General features: G+C 56.6%; 15 protein-coding genes and 1 pseudogene. 11 read left to right on the plus strand and 5 right to left on the minus strand.

Annotated elements, in window-relative coordinates:
* Nucleotides 1-89: 89 nt before the first annotated feature.
* Nucleotides 90-1,163 carry a hypothetical protein gene (locus GOV89_RS09360; protein WP_171176281.1) on the plus strand — a complete coding sequence of 358 codons (1,074 nt, stop codon included), beginning with the start codon at nt 90-92 and terminating at the stop codon, nt 1,161-1,163.
* Between the two features lie 222 nt (nt 1,164-1,385).
* On the opposite strand, the gene GOV89_RS09365 is transcribed toward GOV89_RS09360, so the two are convergent.
* A complete protein-coding gene (locus GOV89_RS09365; RefSeq protein WP_171238013.1) occupies nt 1,386-1,574 on the minus strand; it encodes a hypothetical protein in 189 nt (62 codons plus the stop codon).
* A gap of 448 nt (nt 1,575-2,022) precedes the next feature.
* On the minus strand, nt 2,023-3,036 hold the full coding sequence (locus GOV89_RS09370) for a LacI family DNA-binding transcriptional regulator (protein WP_171176539.1): 1,014 nt from the start codon (nt 3,034-3,036) through the stop codon (nt 2,023-2,025).
* Between the two features lie 107 nt (nt 3,037-3,143).
* On the opposite strand from GOV89_RS09370, the gene GOV89_RS22810 reads away from it, so the two are divergent.
* The 5 genes and pseudogenes from GOV89_RS22810 (at nt 3,144) to GOV89_RS09390 (ending at nt 9,057) form a co-directional block, all read left to right on the plus strand.
* Nucleotides 3,144-3,494 carry a hypothetical protein gene (locus GOV89_RS22810; protein ID WP_254451510.1) on the plus strand — a complete coding sequence of 117 codons (351 nt, stop codon included), beginning with the start codon at nt 3,144-3,146 and terminating at the stop codon, nt 3,492-3,494.
* The gene (locus GOV89_RS09375) at nt 3,491-5,413 is read left to right on the plus strand and encodes a DUF1989 domain-containing protein (protein ID WP_371810627.1); all 1,923 of its coding nucleotides are present in this window, start codon (nt 3,491-3,493) and stop codon (nt 5,411-5,413) included. The genes GOV89_RS22810 and GOV89_RS09375 overlap by 4 nt, the downstream gene beginning before the upstream one ends.
* Before the next feature lie 35 nt (nt 5,414-5,448).
* Nucleotides 5,449-6,417 carry a glycine betaine ABC transporter substrate-binding protein gene (locus GOV89_RS09380; RefSeq protein ID WP_171238014.1) on the plus strand — a complete coding sequence of 323 codons (969 nt, stop codon included), beginning with the start codon at nt 5,449-5,451 and terminating at the stop codon, nt 6,415-6,417.
* A gap of 62 nt (nt 6,418-6,479) precedes the next feature.
* Nucleotides 6,480-7,529, plus strand: a pseudogene (locus tag GOV89_RS09385) (glycine betaine/L-proline ABC transporter ATP-binding protein).
* Between the two features lie 10 nt (nt 7,530-7,539).
* Nucleotides 7,540-9,057: a proline/glycine betaine ABC transporter permease gene (locus GOV89_RS09390; protein ID WP_171176548.1), complete on the plus strand. Its 1,518-nt coding sequence runs from the start codon at nt 7,540-7,542 to the stop codon at nt 9,055-9,057.
* 327 nt (nt 9,058-9,384) lie between these two features.
* On the opposite strand, the gene GOV89_RS09395 is transcribed toward GOV89_RS09390, so the two are convergent.
* Entirely contained in the window at nt 9,385-10,527 is a 1,143-nt protein-coding gene (locus GOV89_RS09395) for an aminotransferase (RefSeq protein ID WP_171176550.1), read from the minus strand.
* Between the two features lie 649 nt (nt 10,528-11,176).
* Between GOV89_RS09395 and GOV89_RS09400 the strand changes: the two genes are divergently transcribed.
* The 5 genes from GOV89_RS09400 (at nt 11,177) to GOV89_RS09420 (ending at nt 16,288) form a co-directional block, all read left to right on the plus strand.
* Nucleotides 11,177-12,136: a dihydrodipicolinate synthase family protein gene (locus GOV89_RS09400; RefSeq protein ID WP_171176552.1), complete on the plus strand. Its 960-nt coding sequence runs from the start codon at nt 11,177-11,179 to the stop codon at nt 12,134-12,136.
* Nucleotides 12,127-13,059 (plus strand): proline racemase family protein, encoded by a 933-nt coding sequence (locus GOV89_RS09405; protein ID WP_171238015.1) that lies wholly within the window; start codon nt 12,127-12,129, stop codon nt 13,057-13,059. The genes GOV89_RS09400 and GOV89_RS09405 overlap by 10 nt, the downstream gene beginning before the upstream one ends.
* A gap of 66 nt (nt 13,060-13,125) precedes the next feature.
* Entirely contained in the window at nt 13,126-14,376 is a 1,251-nt protein-coding gene (locus tag GOV89_RS09410; RefSeq protein WP_171238016.1) for an FAD-binding oxidoreductase, read from the plus strand.
* Nucleotides 14,377-14,453: 77 nt separating this feature from the next.
* Entirely contained in the window at nt 14,454-15,479 is a 1,026-nt protein-coding gene (locus GOV89_RS09415; protein ID WP_171176557.1) for a proline racemase family protein, read from the plus strand.
* Nucleotides 15,480-15,607: 128 nt separating this feature from the next.
* On the plus strand, nt 15,608-16,288 hold the full coding sequence (locus GOV89_RS09420; protein WP_171176559.1) for a GntR family transcriptional regulator: 681 nt from the start codon (nt 15,608-15,610) through the stop codon (nt 16,286-16,288).
* 11 nt (nt 16,289-16,299) lie between these two features.
* Here GOV89_RS09420 and bhcD read toward each other — a convergent pair whose 3' ends face one another.
* Nucleotides 16,300-17,280, minus strand: a complete 981-nt coding sequence (gene bhcD, locus GOV89_RS09425; RefSeq protein WP_209509419.1) for an iminosuccinate reductase BhcD — start codon at nt 17,278-17,280, stop codon at nt 16,300-16,302.
* Between the two features lie 89 nt (nt 17,281-17,369).
* The gene (gene bhcC, locus GOV89_RS09430) at nt 17,370-18,533 is read right to left on the minus strand and encodes a 3-hydroxy-D-aspartate aldolase BhcC (protein WP_171176562.1); all 1,164 of its coding nucleotides are present in this window, start codon (nt 18,531-18,533) and stop codon (nt 17,370-17,372) included.
* Between the last annotated feature and the right edge of the window lie 3 nt (nt 18,534-18,536).

Consider the following 18,536-nt stretch of genomic DNA (forward strand, 5'->3'; position numbering starts at 1 on the left):
AACGATCAGTGATTCGATTGCGGTTCGAGCTAATAGAATGCGGCGGCCAGCCTTGGTAAGCTGTTCGCACATGACTTGAGGAGATTGTCATGAAAACCACCAGTCGTGGATTGCTTAAGGCTTCCACAGTTGCGATTGCCCTATTGGGCTCCACGGCCGTTGTTGCCACAGTTGCAGCTCCTGATTTTGCCTATGCCAAGGAAGGCAAAGGAAATGGCGGTGGTAACGGTGGCGGAAAAGGCAACGGGAATGGTGGTGGCAACGGCGGCGGCAATGGTAACGGCGCGAAAGGAGATAGCGGTGATCGCAGCGCGGCCGGAAACAGCAGCCGTGGGAACAAAGCCGATTCAAACCGTGGCAGCACCAGAGCCGGGAAATCTGGTAGTGGCAAATCAAAATCGCAATCTGCCCACTCCGGACAAAATAAGGGTGGCGGGTTTTCCCTGAAGGGCCTGTTCACTGGAAAAGGGACCAAACGCAAATCGGCGTCTTCGCCAAAACGTGTAACAACAAGCGGCACGCACAACACCAAGACGGCTCATCGGTCCACGAGTGTGGAAGAGTCCATACGCCCGGTCACCCGCCCCAAACGTTACCATGTCGAAGAAGAGCTTGAAGCTCATCCCTCTGAGCTGGGTGCACTGAATGCGGCCCATGCAAGCCCGACTGCGCTGGAAAATGCCGCTCCGAATTCCCGAGTCGGCAGAATTGCCGCCTATCGGGACACTGTACTTGCCGGAGAGGCCTTGCGTGAGGATTTGGCCGAACAACTGGAGGAACTTGAAGATTTGGATCCGCCAGAGCGAACGTTGTCGGAAATCGAGAATGATTTGGAGGCCGCTTTGGGTGAAGTTCAGGACAATCGCGATAGGGTTCAAGAGCTTGAGCAGGCGTTGGAAGATGCCGGTGGCATGGACCCAGACATAGAAGCAGACCTGGAAGAGGCGCAAGCGGACCTGGATACCTCAGTTGATGCGGCTAAAGATCTGAATGACGAAAAACAGGCTGCTATCGACTACAACGAGGCCGTCGAAGACCTGGGAGAACTGGCGGAGCGTGTTGAAGAGCAAGATTTGGCTGAGCGAGAAGCGCTTGAAGCTGCAGCCAACAAGCCTGTCACTGACGAGGTCGAAGAAAAAGTAAAATCGCTTCTGGGACTTTAATATTAGGCTTCACGCGCTATCGATCACTCGCGGACGTATTGAAGCTGGGCCAGCCGTATCACCGACGTGAACGCGGCTGGCCCAAATTAAATTGATCTGCCGTTTCGATCATTGCGGCTTTCAAAAAATAATCCCGCCCCAAAATGGGGCGGGATTTCGATTACAATTCTGATCTTTAGGACGAATATCGAGAATTGTTCGGGGGCGCCAGCTGACTTGCCTTCAGACGGCGCTATGAGCCTCGGATAGCCGCTTGTTTTTTATGATTTCTGTTAGTGCATTTTCAATAGGAGGGAAGCGACCATTGCTCGGTTTCATCTTGGTTTGCAGACGTTCTTCAGCGTATTTGCCAGAAGTCTGCATCGCAGCTTTTGCGCCACAGTCTTCAGTCATAAAGGCAGGCTTATTCATGCTGTTCCCCTTATTTCAACCAAACGAAACACACTTCGTTCGATCCAACATGGTCACTATGCCTAATCTTGGTTGAACACACTGAGAATACATTGTTCATGTTCGGTTAACGTTGTTCGCGAAACAAGAACTATCAAACGTTGAGCCGTGCACGCTGATACCCTCAACGCACTCACAGAGCGTTTGTGCTGTATTGACCCTGCGTGAAAACTGGCGCTGAAATGCGCCGCGGCTAGAGAAGAAGTGACTTCTCTATAAACCGTAACCCCTGGTTCTCAGACCGTCTCCACACCGGGTTGAGCTATCCAAACAACTGCGTCGCAAGGTGCTGCCTTTAGACTATCGGCGCGCAGGCGTTTAATTCGCGAATTGAACAGAACTTGAACAAAAAGACGCCGCTTTTAGGGCTGCTAGATCTGACCGAATGGCACAGTGGCATTGAAGCTAGTCAGAGCAGGGACCGGGTGGAGTTCCTGACGATGAGGCGGGCATGCAGTTTTTCGGAATGAGGCGCTTGTTGCGTTGTGATCCATTGCGCCAATCCATCTGCAGCACGTTCACCCATCTGGGACACGGGCAGGTGCACGCTGGTCAAAGGTGGTACCGTGACAGCCGAGGTTGGTAGGTCGTCGATGCCAATCATCGAAACCTGCTCTGGAACTGAAATCTTGCTGGCTTGCAGGCCGAGCAATACCCCTAATGCCACAACATCGGAAAGGCATAAGATGGCGTCCGGCAGACGAGGTAAGCTGCAAATGTGATCGGCAACGTTCGCCCCGCCCTGATGGCTGATCTGAGTTTCAAACGTTGTTAGCTTGCCGTCAAACACATAGGTCTTAAGGCCATCAAGGCGCGCTCTTGTTCGGTCGTTGTCGCGAACTGGCCCGTGAACTACAGCGATGTCTTTGTGCCCAAGTTCGGCCAGGTGATGCAATGCAAGTTGCGCTGCGGCCGCGTTGTCGTATCCGATCGTTGGCAGGGCGTTATCTGACTCATAGAAAGACGTGATGATGGTCGGAATCATAGTACGCTCGAGCAAGTCGTGCATAGCTGCGCAATGCGTAGCTCCGGTGACAATTAAGCCTTCCGCTCCGATATCGATCAGACTTTTTGCTTTCTCTGCCTCGGTGTCGGGATTCGAATCTGTTGTTGCCACGACCAACGATAATTGGTGCTCCGACAGTTTTCGTTCAAGCGCCGCAAGAAACCGGGCAAAGATCGCATTGTCCAACGTGGGGATCAGAGCGCCGACAAATCGGGTTCGGCCGGAATTGATTGCTCGGGCCGCGGCGCTGGGAACGAATTTCAGCGTGGCAATGGCAGCCTGAACTTTCTCTAATGTGTCCTTTTTAACCAAGCCTGGTTCATTCAAGACGCGAGACACAGTGGCAACAGACACGCCCGCAGCCTTTGCCACATCTCTGAGGTTTGCGCGTTTCTTAGGCTCCGAGGCTTTTTGCATTTCTGTTTTTTCGGTCCATTTTTCAGGTTCCTTAAGAAAGAGTTGACATATGTAACTAGTTTCATCAACCTCTGTAACTAGTTACATTTCGGGACTCCTTCGGCGAAATGCAGGGATCAACTGTATTACATACGTTCAACAACGCAGGGCTCGACGGCCCGGGTCGCCTGTTTCCGGGTTTTCCAAAAGCCTCTGGTGCTTGCACATATACACTTGCCCCGCGCGAGGCTGTCCGCCTGATTGTGAAGCCAGGAGATTTGCTTTCGATAGAAGGGCTTGGGCCGTCACAGCCTTTGGACGTGGTGGCCCTCGCTGATGATGGGCAACCGATGTTGGCGGCGCTAAACCTGACAGAGAACGGGGCGGTCAACTGGGGTACATTTGACAGCGCTCAACTTGCAGGCTGGATCGCTGCTCGAGGCGGAGACGAGCGGATCACGCGATTACGCTTTGGGTGATTCACGTCTTCGACATCGACGAACTGATCCAGGGCAGGGCGACCGGAAGCATTACGGTTCTACATAAAGTTGCGAAAGTCCAAACGCCGCAGTTGCCGCCTTTGTTGGGGGACACACGGGATGAATTCACTGTGCCGAGCGGCAGCGCGATTGCTTATGAGCTTCAGGCCGGGGAGTTTGTTCAGATCATTGATGTCGAAGGTCAGCAATGCTCTGATTTTATGGCGCTGCGAGCTGATGGGTTGGAATGTGGACACGAGTGGATGATCGACTCGACCGCGACCCGATCGATGGTGCGGCGGTCTTATCCGGGGCCGGGATTGCTGGACAAGTTTTTTGACCGTGAAATGCGTCCGTTGCTTAATGTGCTTCAAGACACGTGTGGGCGGCACGATACCTTCGGGTTGGCTTGCACCGCACGCGGCTATGAAGAGCGAGGCTTCCCCGGCCATCTCAATTGCTCGGACAACATGACAAATGCGCTGGCGCCATATGGGGTGGCGCGACGGGCGGCTTGGCCTGCGATCAATTTCTTTTGGAACACGTGGATTGATCCGGTCACACATCACATTCTGACCGAAGAATCTTACTCGCGCTCAGGTGACTATGTTGCATTGCGGGCGCTTGAGGACTTGGTCTGTGTTTCGACGGCCTGCCCTGATGATATCGATCCGATCAATGGCTGGAACCCAACGGACGTGCACGTGCGTATATACCGCCCTGAAACACCGATCCGCCGAGCGGTTGCTTATCGCGAAAAGGAAGACGCCCCCATGTCGATCAGTCAGGAATCCGCCTTTCACGAGCGGCTATCCCCGCTGACACAGCATTTCGCCCCGGCGCGTGATCTGTGGGCACCCGTCAGTTACCCCGCTTATGGCAGCTTGGGTGAATACTGGGCCTGTCGTGAGGCCGTGACTGTGCAGGACATGAGCGGTTTGCGCAAATTCGACATTGTCGGCCCAGATGCCGAGGCTTTGATGCAATTGGCCACGACACGCAACGTGGCGAAACTGCCGGTCTGGCGCGGCTCTTACACGCTGATGTGTGACGAGAGCGGTTCGGTCATCGAAGATGGCACCTTGTTCCGCCTCGCGCCTGAAATTTTCCGCTGGTGCTGTGGATCGGAGGAAAGCGGGCGCGCTTTGCAGGAACTGGCAGATTCACGCGGATTGCAAGTACGGGTTCATGCGCTGCGTGGTGCGATGCCGAACCTCGCCATTCAAGGCCCGAAATCCCGCGACCTGCTGCGCAAGATCGCCTTCACACAGCCGCATGTGCCAAGTCTGGATCATCTGAAATGGTTTGGTGTCACCATTGCGCGTCTGAATGACCGTGAGGGCGCGCCTTTCATGCTGTCGCGATCAGGTTATACCGGCGAATTGGGGTACGAGATTTTTTGTACCAAATCCGATGCGGTCGCGATTTGGGATGCGGTGATGGCCGCCGGCGAAGAATTCGGGATCACCCCGATGGGTTCTGCGGCGTTGGATATCATTCGGATCGAGGCGGGGCTGGCTGCTGCCAACGCAGAATTTGCACCGGGTGTAGATGCGTTCGAGGCAGGCTTGGGCTTTGCCGTCGATCTGACCAAAACCGAATTCACCGGCAAGGCCGCACTGGAACGCAATGCCCGCGAACCACGCCGAGTGCTCAAGGGGCTGTTGATCGGCTGTGATGATGTGCCCGCCCACGGTGCACCCATCTATGCGGGCGAGCGACAAGTGGGCGTGGTCACCTCAGCGACACGTTCGCCGATGTTGGAACACGCGATCGCGATGGCACGGCTTTCCGTTGAACACGCGGACAACGGCACTCAATTGGATGTTGGCCAGCTTGACGGGCGGATGAAACGACTGCGCGCCACTGTCTCGGACACACCTTTCTTAGACCCGCAACGAAAGCGGGCGCGCGCCTGACGGTGTAAGTAACTCACAGCAAAGGGAGAATAGACTTGAAGAAACTGACATTTACCGCAACCTTGGCGCTGGCGCTGGGTGCAACAACTGCGATGGCGCAGGAAAAGGTCATGGTGGGTGAGCCCAGTTGGCCTGGCGCCAAAATCATGAGCCGGGTGATCGGGCAGGTGATCGAAACTCGTCTGGGAGGAGAGGCTGGTTATGCCCCCGGTGCCAACGCGGTGATCTTTGCGGCCATGGATGGCGGACGTGGCGATATCGACGTTCACCCGGATGTCTGGCTGCCGAACCAATCCTCATTCACGGACGAATACGTGGATCAAAAGGGCACTGTCGCACTGTCTTCGGGCAGCTATGAGGGTCGTGCCGGGATTTGCGTGCCGAATTACATGGTTGAGGATCACAACATCCGCTCAATCTACGATTTGGCCACACCCGCAGCGCAAGAACTGTTCGACTCGGATGGCGACGGCCTGGGCGAGGTTTGGGTTGGTGCTTCGGGATGGGCCTCGACCAACACCTTTAAAGTGCGGGTTCGGGATTACGGGCTTGAGACTTTCCTAACGCCGACCACCGAAGACGAAACTGTGTTCTATTCGCGACTGAAGGATCAGATTGACCAGAAGAAAGGTGCAGCCTTTTATTGTTATGCGCCGCACTACGTCCATGCGCTCTACGATGTGACCATCTTGGAAGAGCCAGAACATGACGCGGCCACCTATAAAATGGTGCAGCCCGATCAAGATGCCGACTGGTATAACAAATCCCATGTCAGCACGGGCGAGCCGGTCAAAACCGTGACCGTGGCGCATTCAAAATCACTGGAAGAGCGCAACCCAGCAGCGGCATCTTTCCTTGCCAATATCGACATGGATGCAGGGCAACTGAGCGCTCTGACCTATGAGGTCGTGGTCAAGGGTCGCGACACAGATGAGGTCGTGGCAGAATGGATCGCGGCAAACGGCGATACTGTCGACAGCTGGTTGGGACTGGCCACCAACTGAAGCCTGTGCGCCCCTGTTTTGCAGGGGCGCCATTCAACACAATCTACAGCGGTGAGGCCAATATGACAGCGGATATTGCAATCGACGCAAAAGGCGTGTGGAAAGTGTTTGGTGCACGCTCGCAGGAGGCGTTAAACGCCATCCACAGCGAAGGGCTGAGCAAGGCCGAGGTACTGGAGCGCTTCAACTGCGTTGTCGGCGTGGCCGATGCCAGCTTCGAGATCGAGCGGGGTGAGCTGTTCTGCGTCATGGGCCTGTCGGGCTCGGGCAAATCGACCCTTGTGCGCCATGTGAACCGCCTTCTGGAACCCACAGACGGCCATATCTATCTGGATGGTGAAGACGTGATGGGCTTGAATGACGAGGGCCTGCGAGATCTGCGCAACCGGCGCGTTGCGATGGTGTTTCAGAACTTTGGCCTAATGCCTCACCGCACTGTCCGCGACAATGTGGCGATGCCGCTGGAAATCCGGGGCACCGGCAAGGCCCGTCGCTGGGAAGAGGCGGACCGGGTGCTCGAACTGGTCGAGTTGAACGGCTGGGAAGATAAGTACGCGCACGAGCTTTCGGGCGGGATGCAGCAACGCGTGGGTCTGGCCCGCGCCATCGCTGCAGACCCGGAAATCCTGTTGATGGAAGAACCGTTTTCGGCCCTTGATCCGCTGATCCGAAAGCAGTTGTAGGATCAGTTCATGGAGCTCAGCCATAAGCTCAACAAGACCACGATGTTCATCACTCATGACCTTGACGAAGCGATCCGCATCGGACACCGCATCGCGATTATGAAGGACGGGCGCATCGTTCAGATCGGCACGCCAGAAGAGATTATCTTAAACCCAGCAGACGACTATGTAGCGGACTTTGTGGCGGGGATTTCCAAGCTCAACATGATCTTCGCCCATGCGGTGATGAAACCTGTGGACGAGTTCGAGGCGCATCACGGCGAAATTCCCAACGACGCCAAAGAAGCGCATCCAGACATGGACCTTTCCGATCTGATGAACCTATGTGTCGACGGCCACGGTGTTGTGGCTGTAACGCAGGATGGCAAGACCGTGGGCGTAATCAACCGTGCGGGTCTGATCCGCGCGATTCAGGACAGTCAGGCATAGGGGGACCGATATGAAACATGTTGATGTGCAACAGATCCAACCGGAAACCGCCGACCGTCTGAACGCTCTGATCGGCGATTTTGTAGGGCAGGGGCAGTCCTATTACCAAAAGACATTTGCCTATATGATGCAGGCCCCCGGTTATCGTTTCACACTGAACAAAGCGGCAGCGATTCTGGGTCCTATCTGGTTCGGGGCACGCGGCCTTTGGTCGTGGTTTCTGGGGTTCTTGGTGCTGGAAACGCTGGCATTTATCCAGATCGGGCTTGGACTTTTTGGCGATCTCGGACGGGACTTCCGCGAGCGCGCGCAACAGATCGAGCAGACGCTGGAACTGCGCCGCCAGCAAATTGCTGCGGCAGAACAATCCGGCTCGGCCTCGCTGGACTCCCTGAAACGGGCATCGGAATCTCTTGAAGGGGCTCTTGCGAATGCGCAGGAGGCGGCACGCACGGCGGATTCGACCGGTATAACTTACTTGATTATCGGGGTCGTCCTTCTGTTGGCCGTCAAGTTCCTTGCCGCGTCGTTAGCCAACTGGACATTGGAGGGGCAATTTGCACGATGGCGTTCTGATCCCAGCGTGGCGCATGGTTGGTCTGGTACACGTTTGATTGTTGCCACGGCACTGACCGCTGTGGTTGTGATTTTGTCGATGATCAAATTTGCCCAGCCGGACGCGTTGGCTGTGCTCAAGACCTTCCCGACCAATCGCGACTGGCGTTTGAACGTGGGTGACGGGGTGCAGGCGGTGTTCGAATGGACCAAAACCGCCGGGCGCGGCTTTTTCGATGGACTGACCTATGGAATGCGCACCCTTCTGGATTGGATCGAGGTTGTACTGGTTGATACCCCCTGGCCGGTGGTCGCGCTGGTGATCATCATGCTGGCGTACCTGTCAGCCGGTCCCCGGGTCGCCATCTTTACCGGTGCTGCGCTTGCCTATCTGGGTCTGTTGGATTTTTGGGAAAAAGCGATGACCACGATTGCCCTGCTGGGCGCGGCGGCGCTGATCTCGATTACCCTGGGAATTCCATTGGGCATTTATTGCGCTCGTCGCCCACGTGCCTTTGCCATCGTTCGTCCCATTCTGGATTTCATGCAGTCGATGCCATCCTTCGTTTATCTGATCCCAGTTGTGGCCTTCATCGGATCGGGCAAGCCCGCGGGCGTTGTTGCAACCATGATCTTCGGTAGCCCACCGGTTATCCGCTTTACAGTGCTGGGTCTTCAGCAGGTCCCAGAAACTGTTCGAGAAGCAGCGCTGGCGTTTGGCGCAACGCCTCGCTACCTGCTTTGGCGTGTGGATTTGCCGCTGGCCCACAAAACGATCATGGCTGGTGTTAACCAAACCATTCTGATGTCACTTGCCATGGTTGTCGTTGCTTCCCTGATCGGGGCAAAGGGCTTGGGCGAAGACGTATTGGAAGCCTTGCAATACGCGGCGGCGGGACAGGGTATTCTTGCTGGCCTTGCAATCTTGTTCTGTGCGCTGATCTTGGATCGCATTGTTGCGGGTAAACGGTAACGCTGAGCTTGAGGGCGGGCTTTGTGCAACCGGGCAAATGGGCTTGTTGCTTAAGCATTTGGCTCGTTACAACCCGAGTAACGTGTCTAGGCGATCGAAACAGTTACATCGCCTGGACACCAGCAGGAATGCGAAATGGGCCGAAAATGATCGGCTTGGCGATGCAACAACGGCTAATGAGCGAGTTGCGCTAAGACCACGTTGCCGCCAGCTTTTCTCTATCGCTCCGGGGAATTCCGTCGGCAAAAGCGCCAGGAAGTCCGAAAGCTGAATGCGTCGGGGCGTACTATCCAGGGGTCGCCGAACAGCCAGCCATGCCAAGCGCCGTCAGTGCCCTGCATCTTTCGCCGTGCTGTGGCGCGCCAAAAAGCCTGAGAACTTTTCCAGCCCTGCTTTAAGATCCGCCGTCGGATTGGAGTAGCCAAGCCGCAGCCAGCCCTCCATATCCATCGCGCTGCCAGGTGTCAGCATCACGCCTTCTTCTTCTAAAAGCGTAACACACAAGTCGCGTGAAGACATCGGCAGATCGTACTTGAGTAGCGCGGTGGTACCTGATTTTGGCGGTACCCAACTCAGCAATGGTTCGTTTGCGATCCAATTTTCTACGATACGCAGGTTCTCACGGGTGATCCGTCGGGCACGGGCCAGAATCTTGTCACGGTTCTCAAGCGCCATGGCCGCGAGCAATTCGTCAACCTTCCCAACCGAGATAGTGTTGTAGTCGCGATGGATCATCACGTCATGCAGCATCTCTTTCGGTCCCGCGATCCAACCGACCCGCAACCCTGCCAACGAATACGCCTTGGACATACCCGCCGTGCTGATCCCTTTTTCATAAAGATCGGCTATGGCGGCCGTAAATCCATCACCCTTCTGATCGGTGCCGCGATACACCTCGTCACATAAGAGCCACGCATCGACGCTGCGCGCTATTTCGACAATCTGTTCCAGCATGGTGCGGTCTATCAAAGCGCCGGTCGGGTTGTTCGGATTATTGATTGCAATCAACCGCGTGTCATGTCGAACCATAGCGCGGAGCTTGTCGAGATCGGGCAGAAACGCGTTTTCCGGTGTCAGGTGCAAGAGTTCGATATCAGCGCCGATGCTTTCGGGGATCGAGTAATGTTGCTGATAGGTTGGGATCACCGAAATCACATGATCGCCGCGCGAAACCAATGTTTGATGTACCAGTGAATTGGCCCCGATTGTTCCATGGGTCGTCAGGATATTGTCGCGGGTCTGATTTTCATACAGACTGCAGATAGCGTCACGCAAACGATGAGATCCTTCGATTGCGCCATATGTCATCTTTAGGGCCGACAGATCATTCAGAATATGATTATGCTGGCCAGCCATCTCAAACAGCTCACCCAGTGTGATGGACTCCACACAGGTTTCTGCCAGGTTGAGATCGCACTTGGTTTCGAACTCATTCATCCACATCTCAACGCCGAAAGGCCTGATTTCCATCGGTCTCTCCTTCAATGTCAATTCATCCGAAGCCGCGTTTTTGGATGGCGCGCTCCACAAAAGGTATCTTTGGGACCAATCCGACAAAGCCGAAAGAACACAGGCTTTTGCCAGGTGGATTGTCTTAGGTACCGGTTTGCGGTGTTGTCTCATTATTTGCCTGATGCTGTCCATGTCGCGTTACGGAGTTCACCGACAAAAAAAGCCTGTTGCCGATGGGCGGCATTTTTTCCAGTCCGTCGGAACTGACTATTCGGGTGCACGGGGCGCTGGTTGCAGAACTTAATGGACAGCCATGGGCTTAATTACAATGACTGCTCCAAGCCTGTTCACGAAACGCAACGTGCTTACCTGTGCTGAATTCCAGGATGTGGCTTCCTTCGGTCAAACAGAACTGGATTTTGGATACAAAATCCGATACGGCATCACTGTCAGATGATTCAGGAGGACTGCGTTTGAAACCCTGCGGCTATAGTGACCCAAGACTTGTGCCACAAATTCCGAGCCTTCGGACATGTTCGAAAGGGGTCGCATTTTACATTTCGCTTGAGCCAATGAAACCTACGGGAAATGTCTCAGCCACCTGTAAACACCAAGCATACACGCGCAAAGCGCTCACACCCCTACAACCTTGAGGAACGTTATCTTCATGTCTCAAAACATCTTCACTGGTACCATGCCCGCCCTAATGACCCCGTGCAAAACGGATCGAACGCCGGATTTCGATAGCCTCGTTAAAAAGGGTAAGGAAATGATTGCGGCAGGCATGTCTGCCGTGGTGTATTGCGGCTCAATGGGTGACTGGCCCTTGCTGTCTGATGCTGAACGGATGGAAGGCGTGGAACGTTTGGTCGATGCCGGTCTGCCGGTGGTTGTCGGCACAGGCGCGATCAACTCGAAATCCGCCGTGGCACTGGCAGCGCACGCGCAAAAGGTGGGCGCGGCGGGGCTTATGGTTATCCCCCGCGTACTGTCACGTGGGTCCTCTGTCGCGGCACAGCGCAATCATTTCAAGGCCATACTGTCCGCAGCACCCGACGTTCCGGCCATCATTTACAACAGCCCGGTCTATGGATTTGCCACAAGGGCCGATCTGTTCTTTGCCCTGCGGGCCGAACATCCTAACCTAGTAGGGTTCAAGGAATTCGGTGGCAAGGATGACCTGCGCTATGCGGCAGAGCATATCACCTCGCAAGACGATCAGGTTACGCTGATGGTGGGTGTAGACACCGAAGTCTATCATGGCTTTGTAAATTGCGGGGCCACCGGCTCGATCACCGGGATTGGAACGGCGCTGCCGAAAGAGGCGCTGCTATTGGCCGCCTTGTGCCAGAAAGCAGCGGCCGGTCATGCCGACGCCCGTCAGCGTGCGCGCGAGTTGGAAGAAGCCTTTGGTGTGTTGGCCAGCTTTGACGAGGGCACTGATCTGGTGCTGTATTACAAGCATCTGCTGGTTCTGAACGGGGAAGAGGAATACCGCCTGCATTTTGTTGAAACCGATGAATTGTCGGATGCGCAGCGCAATTATTGCGAACAGCAATACAACCTTTTCCGCACCTGGTTTGCCGACTGGTCAAGCCAGGGTGGGGTGATTGCTGAATGCATGTGATCGACAGCCATACCGGTGGGATGCCCACACGGGTGATTTTGGATGGTGGCCCTGATCTGGGATCGGGGCCGCTGGCCGAGCGTGCCCGTCTGTTGGCCACCGAGCATGAGGCGTTCTATAAATCGGTTCTGCTGGAGCCACGTGGACAACCCGGAATGGTGGGCGCGCTTCTGGTGCCCCCCGAAGACCCGAACTGTGAAACCGGTGTGATCTATTTCGATGCCGACGCGGTTTTAGGCATGTGCGGACATGGCACCATCGGGCTGGGGGTGACGCTGGCGCATCTGGGTCGGATTACGCCGGGCACGCACAGGATCGAAACTCCGGCGGGTCTGATCTCGGTCAAACTGCTGGACGCCAATACTGTACGGGTCACCAATATTGAAAGCCGCCGAGTTCGGGCGTCGGTTTCGATTGAAGTTGAAGGCCACGGTCAGGTGACGGGTGATCTGGCTTATGGCGGAAACTGGTTCTTTATTGTCGACCCCAGCCCGATTGCGGTTGAGACCGGCAACATCCGCGCTCTGACGGATCTGACCATTGCCATCCGCGAAGCCTGTATCGCGCAGGGTGTGACCGGCGAGAACGGAGAAGACGTGGATCACGTGATCTTGCAGGGCAAATCCCCATCGCAAGGTATTCACAGCCGCAACTTTGTGCTGTGCCCGGACGATGAATACGACCGGTCCCCATGCGGCACGGGCAGTTCGGCGCGTCTGGCCTGTTTGGCTGCTGATGGGGTGCTGGCTCCGGGGGAGGAGATCATACAGGAAAGTGTGATCGGCAGCCCCTACCGGCTGAGCTACCAACCCGGTCCTAACGGTGGAGTCATCCCGACCCTGACGGGGCAGGCCCATGTCATGGCTGAGGGTAAATTGATCTTCGCTCAGAACGATCCGTTCTGCGCTGGGATCTACCTGTGACATAAAAACCGGGGACCGGTGTAATTCGGTCCCCGGACATGAAGCAAGATTTGAGAACATCTGGCCATGCAGCAAGACATAAAAGCGGATATTGTTGTAATCGGCGCGGGTATCGTCGGAATCAGCGCTGCGCTGGAGCTGCAAAAGCGCGGCAAGCAGGTTCTGATGCTGGACCGCGAAGGTATCGGGGCAGGGGCGTCGAAAGGCAATGCCGGGGCGTTTGCCTTTACCGATATCGTGCCGCTTGCCACGCCCGGGATCATGCGCAAAGCGCCGAAATGGCTGCTCGATCCTTTGGGTCCGCTGTCGGTGCCGCCCGCTTATGCATTGAATATCGCACCCTGGATGCTGAGGTTCTGGCGGGCCAGTTGTCGGGACCACTACGACGCGTCGCTGTCGGCGCAAGCTGCGCTGATGGACCATTGCCGGGCGGCGCTGGAGCGTCAGATCAAAGACGTGGATGGCGAGGTGCTAATGCAGCGCGATGGTCAGTTGCAGCTGTTCGAAGGCGAAGCCGAGTTCCGTGCCAGCTTGCCCACTTGGGACTTGCGCCGGGACCATGGCATTCCCTTTGATCTGTTGGACAGTCCGGATGCAATTGCCGAGATTCAGCCCGGTCTTGATCATCGGTTTACCCATGCAGGTTTTACGCCCACCTGGATGAATACGGTCGATCCGGCCCTTTGGACCAGCCATCTGGCGGCGAAGTTCACCGCGAGAGGAGGTCGTGTTGAGATTGCAGGTGTCACTTCTCTGACGCCAACCGAAGCGGGGGTTCGCCTGACAACTGCCAGCGGTGAAGTTTCAGCCAATCAGGTGATCGTGGCGGCAGGGGCGTGGTCACATCAATTGGCCAAGACGCTAGGGGATCACATTCCTCTTGAGACAGAGCGCGGGTATAATACCACCCTGCCCAAAGGAGCCTTTGACCTGCGTACGCATCTAACGTTTGGCGGGCACGGATTTGTTGTGACACGGATAAACGACGGTGTGCGTGTCGGCGGTGCGGTCGAACTCGGAGGGTTGAAACTCGCCCCGAATTACAAACGCGCCGACACGTTGCTGGCCAAAGCCGGACGGTTCCTGCCCAAGCTCAACTTGGAAGGGGGCAAGCAATGGATGGGTTTTCGTCCGTCTCTGCCTGACAGCCTGCCGGTTATCGACCGCGCGGCGCGGGCACCGCAGGTCTTTTATGCTTTCGGCCATGGCCATCTGGGGCTTACTCAATCCGCAGGCACGGCTGAGCTGATTGTAGATCTGGCCATTGATGGGAAACCGTCGCTTGATGTGACGCCTTATGCATCCACACGGTTTTGACCCGGAAGATGGGCGATTGCCGTCAATTCGAATTCGAGGCGCCGAACGCCTGTCGCATACCATGACTGAGGAACCAAATGCGTAGCAGCAAAACGATACATGTGATCTCGGCTCATGCTGAAGGCGAAGTGGGGGATGTGATTGTTGGGGGCGTCAGCCCGCCACCCGGCGACACGGTTTGGGCGCAACGCAGTTTCATTGCGCAGGACCAAACCCTGCGCAACTTTGTGCTGAACGAACCGCGGGGTGGTGTGTTCCGCCATGTCAATCTGCTGGTGCCCCCGAAACACCCCGAAGCTGATGCTGCGTGGATCATCATGGAACCCGAAGACACGCCACCCATGTCCGGATCGAACTCGATCTGCGTTTCGACTGTGTTGCTGGATGGCGGGATCATTCCGATGCAGGAACCCGAAACGCACATGGTGCTTGAGGCCCCGGGTGGATTGGTCCGGGTGCGGGCGGAATGCAGCAACGGCAAGGCGCAGCGCATTTTCGTGCAGAACCTGCCCAGTTTCGCCGACAAACTGTCGGTCCCGCTTGAGGTGCCGGGGATGGGCACGATCATCGTGGATACAGCCTATGGCGGCGACAGTTTCGCAGTTGTCGACGCAAAGGCGCTGGGATTTGAAATCGCTGAGCACGAAGCCCGCGATATCGCCCGGTTGGGCGTAAAGATCACCAATGCCGCAAATGAACAGCTTGGGTTTTCGCATCCCGAGAACCCGGATTGGGACCATATCTCGTTCTGCGCCTTTTGCGGCCCGCTCAGTGAAATCGAAACGGGCCTCTCCGGAAAGTCTGCGGTGGCGATCCAGCCGGGTAAGGTTGACCGCTCGCCCACGGGAACAGCGGTGTCGGCACGGATGGCGCTGATGGCGGCGAAAGGGCTGATGAAGCCTGGTCAGAGTTTCGAAGCGGTCTCGATCATCGGGTCGCGCTTCACCGGGCGGATCGTCGGCACGGCGCAGGTTGGGGATCGCGCGGCGATCATACCAGAGATCAGCGGGCGCGGTTGGATCACTGGTATTCATCAGCACATGCTTGATCCCGACGACCCGTGGCCAGGCGGGTATCGTTTGTCGGATACCTGGGGTGTTTGAATGCGCAATCTCCGATCCCGTATCCGTTCACGCGGATTCGTCCCGCCGATGCCAGTTCTTTGGTTCGGCTTGGAGAGGCTGCAAAAAATGGGTACCCCTATCTGAAATACTGCAGGGCAAAATCTGAAATGGCAGGTAAACGCGCAATCACCAAGCAGAGCTTACCGGAGGTTATTGCAAATGACCTGCGTGAACGCATCCTGAGCGGTGATCTCTCCGAGGGTGAAACGATCCGGCAAGAAGCTCTGGCCGAAGAATATGATGTTTCACGGATGCCGATCCGTGAAGCGCTTAAACGTCTGAATGCCGAAGGTCTGGTGCAATGGGCCAACAACCGAGGCGGTTCAGTCACCAAGCATTCCCTCAGTGAAATAGGCGAGATTTTCGATTTGCGCATCCTGATCGAAGTGGATCTGTTTCGCCGTGCCATTCCGAATATGACATCCGCTGATTTCGCGCGGTGCGATGAGATTTTGACCCAGATGGAAGCGTCTTATGACGAAAACGACGTGGGTAAGTGGGGCATTTTGAATTACAAATACCATTCGGCGCTTTACGCCGCCTCGCAACGTAAACTGACCAATGAATTGTTGGACCGCATCAATCTTCAATCTGACCGTTATGTTCGTATGCATCTGAGTGTGATGAAACAGCGTGAACCGGCAAAGAAGGACCACCGCGACCTGCTGCAGTTGGCGCAAGAAGGCAAAACTGATGAAGCCTGCGATGTTTTGGTCCGCCACATACGGCGAACCAAAGAACAACTTTTGGACATGATCGCCTCGAAACGCGCGGCTGAAGAGGCGTAATCGGGCCTATTTCAAAGTACCACGCGTGTTACGTTTCCTGTCTCTTCCGCCATCCGAGCTGCGACATTGGCGACGGCGAGGTCTTGTAGTCCGACGCCAGTGCCATCGAAAAGGGTGACTTCGTTTTCGGAAGTTCTTCCGGGATGATCATTGTTGATGACCGCACCTATTGAGGTGATCCGGTCTTCGGCAAGAGTGCCGTCCTTAATAGCGTGCTGGGCCTCGCCGATGGTGATGGACTGTGCGACCTCGTCGGTGAAGACTGTGGCGGCTGCGACCAGCGCGGCGTCGACCTCTTGTTTGCCTTTGGTGTCGGTGCCCATGCAGGCTAGGTGGGTGCCGGGTTTGATCCAGTCTTTCATCAGCAGTGGCTCGAAGGCCGAGGTGATGGTGATGATGACATCCGCCTGTGCACCCAGGTCCTCTGGGCTGACGGCCTCGAACTCCAGACCCAGCTCGGTTGCGACCGCGCCCAGGCGGGGCAGCATCTCGGGGTGTGGGTTCCAGGCGACGACTTTTTCAAAGTCGCGCTGCTCGGCGGCGGCGCGCAGCTGGAAGGTCGACTGGTGGCCTGCGCCGACCATGCCCAGCACCTTGGCATCCTTGCGCGCCAGATGGGCAATCGACACGGCCGAGGATGCAGCGGTGCGCACGGCGGTCAGGTAATTGCCGCCGACCAGTGCCGAGAGCCGTCCGGTATCGGGGTCGAACAGGAAGACGGTGGACTGGTGATTGGTCAAGCCCTTGTCCATGTTGCCGGGCCAGTAGCCGCCGGATTTGACACCCAGCACTTGACCGGCTCGGTCAAAGCCGGATTTGAAGCCATAAAGCGCATCAGCATATCCGATTGCCTCACGAATGACGGGGAAGTTATAGGCGTCGCCACGCGCCATGGCGGCAAAGACGTCCTGAACCGCGTCGAAGGCCTCGCGGCGTCCGACCAGTTGCTGGCAGAGGTCTTCTCCAACGATCAGCAGGGGTTTGTCTGTCATATCTTTCATGACCTTTTCCTTGAGCTTTGGGGTGCAGGTCCGGGCGGCAGGGGAAGGGATAACTGCCGCCCGGGACGCATGTGCGGCGGCTAGTAAGCCTTGCCGCGCGCGGAGACCGGCCAAAGCGCTTCAACTTTGCCGTTCCGAACACCCACATACCAATCATGCACATTGGCGGTCGGGTCACAGTGACCGGGCACCAGATGAAGCTTGTCATTGACCTTGAGAACACCGTCGGGGTCGGCGACCACGCCGTGCTCGTCCGAGCATTTGACATATTCCACATCCGTGCGCCCGAAGATCACCGGCAGGCCGCTGTCCACGGATTGGGCCTTGAGACCGGCATCCACGATGGCCTTGTCGGCCTTGGCATGGCTCATGACGCTGGTGAGGATGAAGAAGGCGTTCTCCCACTCTCCCCGGTCGATGCGGTTGCCGTTTTCATCCAGGATGCGGCCATAATCGGCATCCATGAAGGCGTAGGAGCCGCATTGCAGTTCGTTATACACGCCCGAAGTGCTCTCGAAGTAATAAGACCCGGTACCGCCGCCGCCGACGATGTCACAGTCCAGCCCTTCGGCGGCCAGCCCGCCCACGGCGTCTTTGACTTGCGCCACGGCGATGTCGATCTTGGCTTTGCGGTCCTCATACAGATCCATGTGCTGCATCGCGCCCTGATAGGCCTGGATGCCCGCAAACTTCAGCCCCGGGGCCGCGTCGATGGCCTTGGCAATCGCGATCACTTCTGGCGTGGTGGTTACGCCGCATCGACCCGCGCCGCAGTCGATCTCGACCAGACATTCGATCTGGGTGCCGTGGTGCTGCGCGGCCTCGGACAGATCGGCGACATTGTCGATATCGTCAACGCAGCAGATCGTGCGCGCGCCCAGCTTGGGCATCCGCGCCAGACGGTCGATCTTGGCCGGGTCGCGCACCTGATTAGACACAAGCACATCCTTGATGCCGCCACGGGCAAAGACCTCGGCCTCCGAGACCTTTTGGCAGCAAATGCCACAGGCCCCGCCCAGCTCGACCTGCAGCTGCGCCACGTCGACAGATTTGTGCATCTTGCCATGCACCCGGTGACGCATGCCGTGGGCCTTGGCATAATCGCCCATCTTCTTGATGTTGCGCTCCAGCGCGTCCAGATCCAGCACCAGAGCCGGGGTTTGAATCTCGGATGCGTCCATGCCGATGGCGGCGGGGATGTCATAGCCAACCTCAAGCTGGTCGATATTCACAGGCATATTCATCTC

The sequence above is a fragment of the Ruegeria sp. HKCCA5763 genome (assembly GCF_013034545.1).
In the GTDB taxonomy this organism is placed as follows: Bacteria; Pseudomonadota; Alphaproteobacteria; order Rhodobacterales; family Rhodobacteraceae; genus Ruegeria.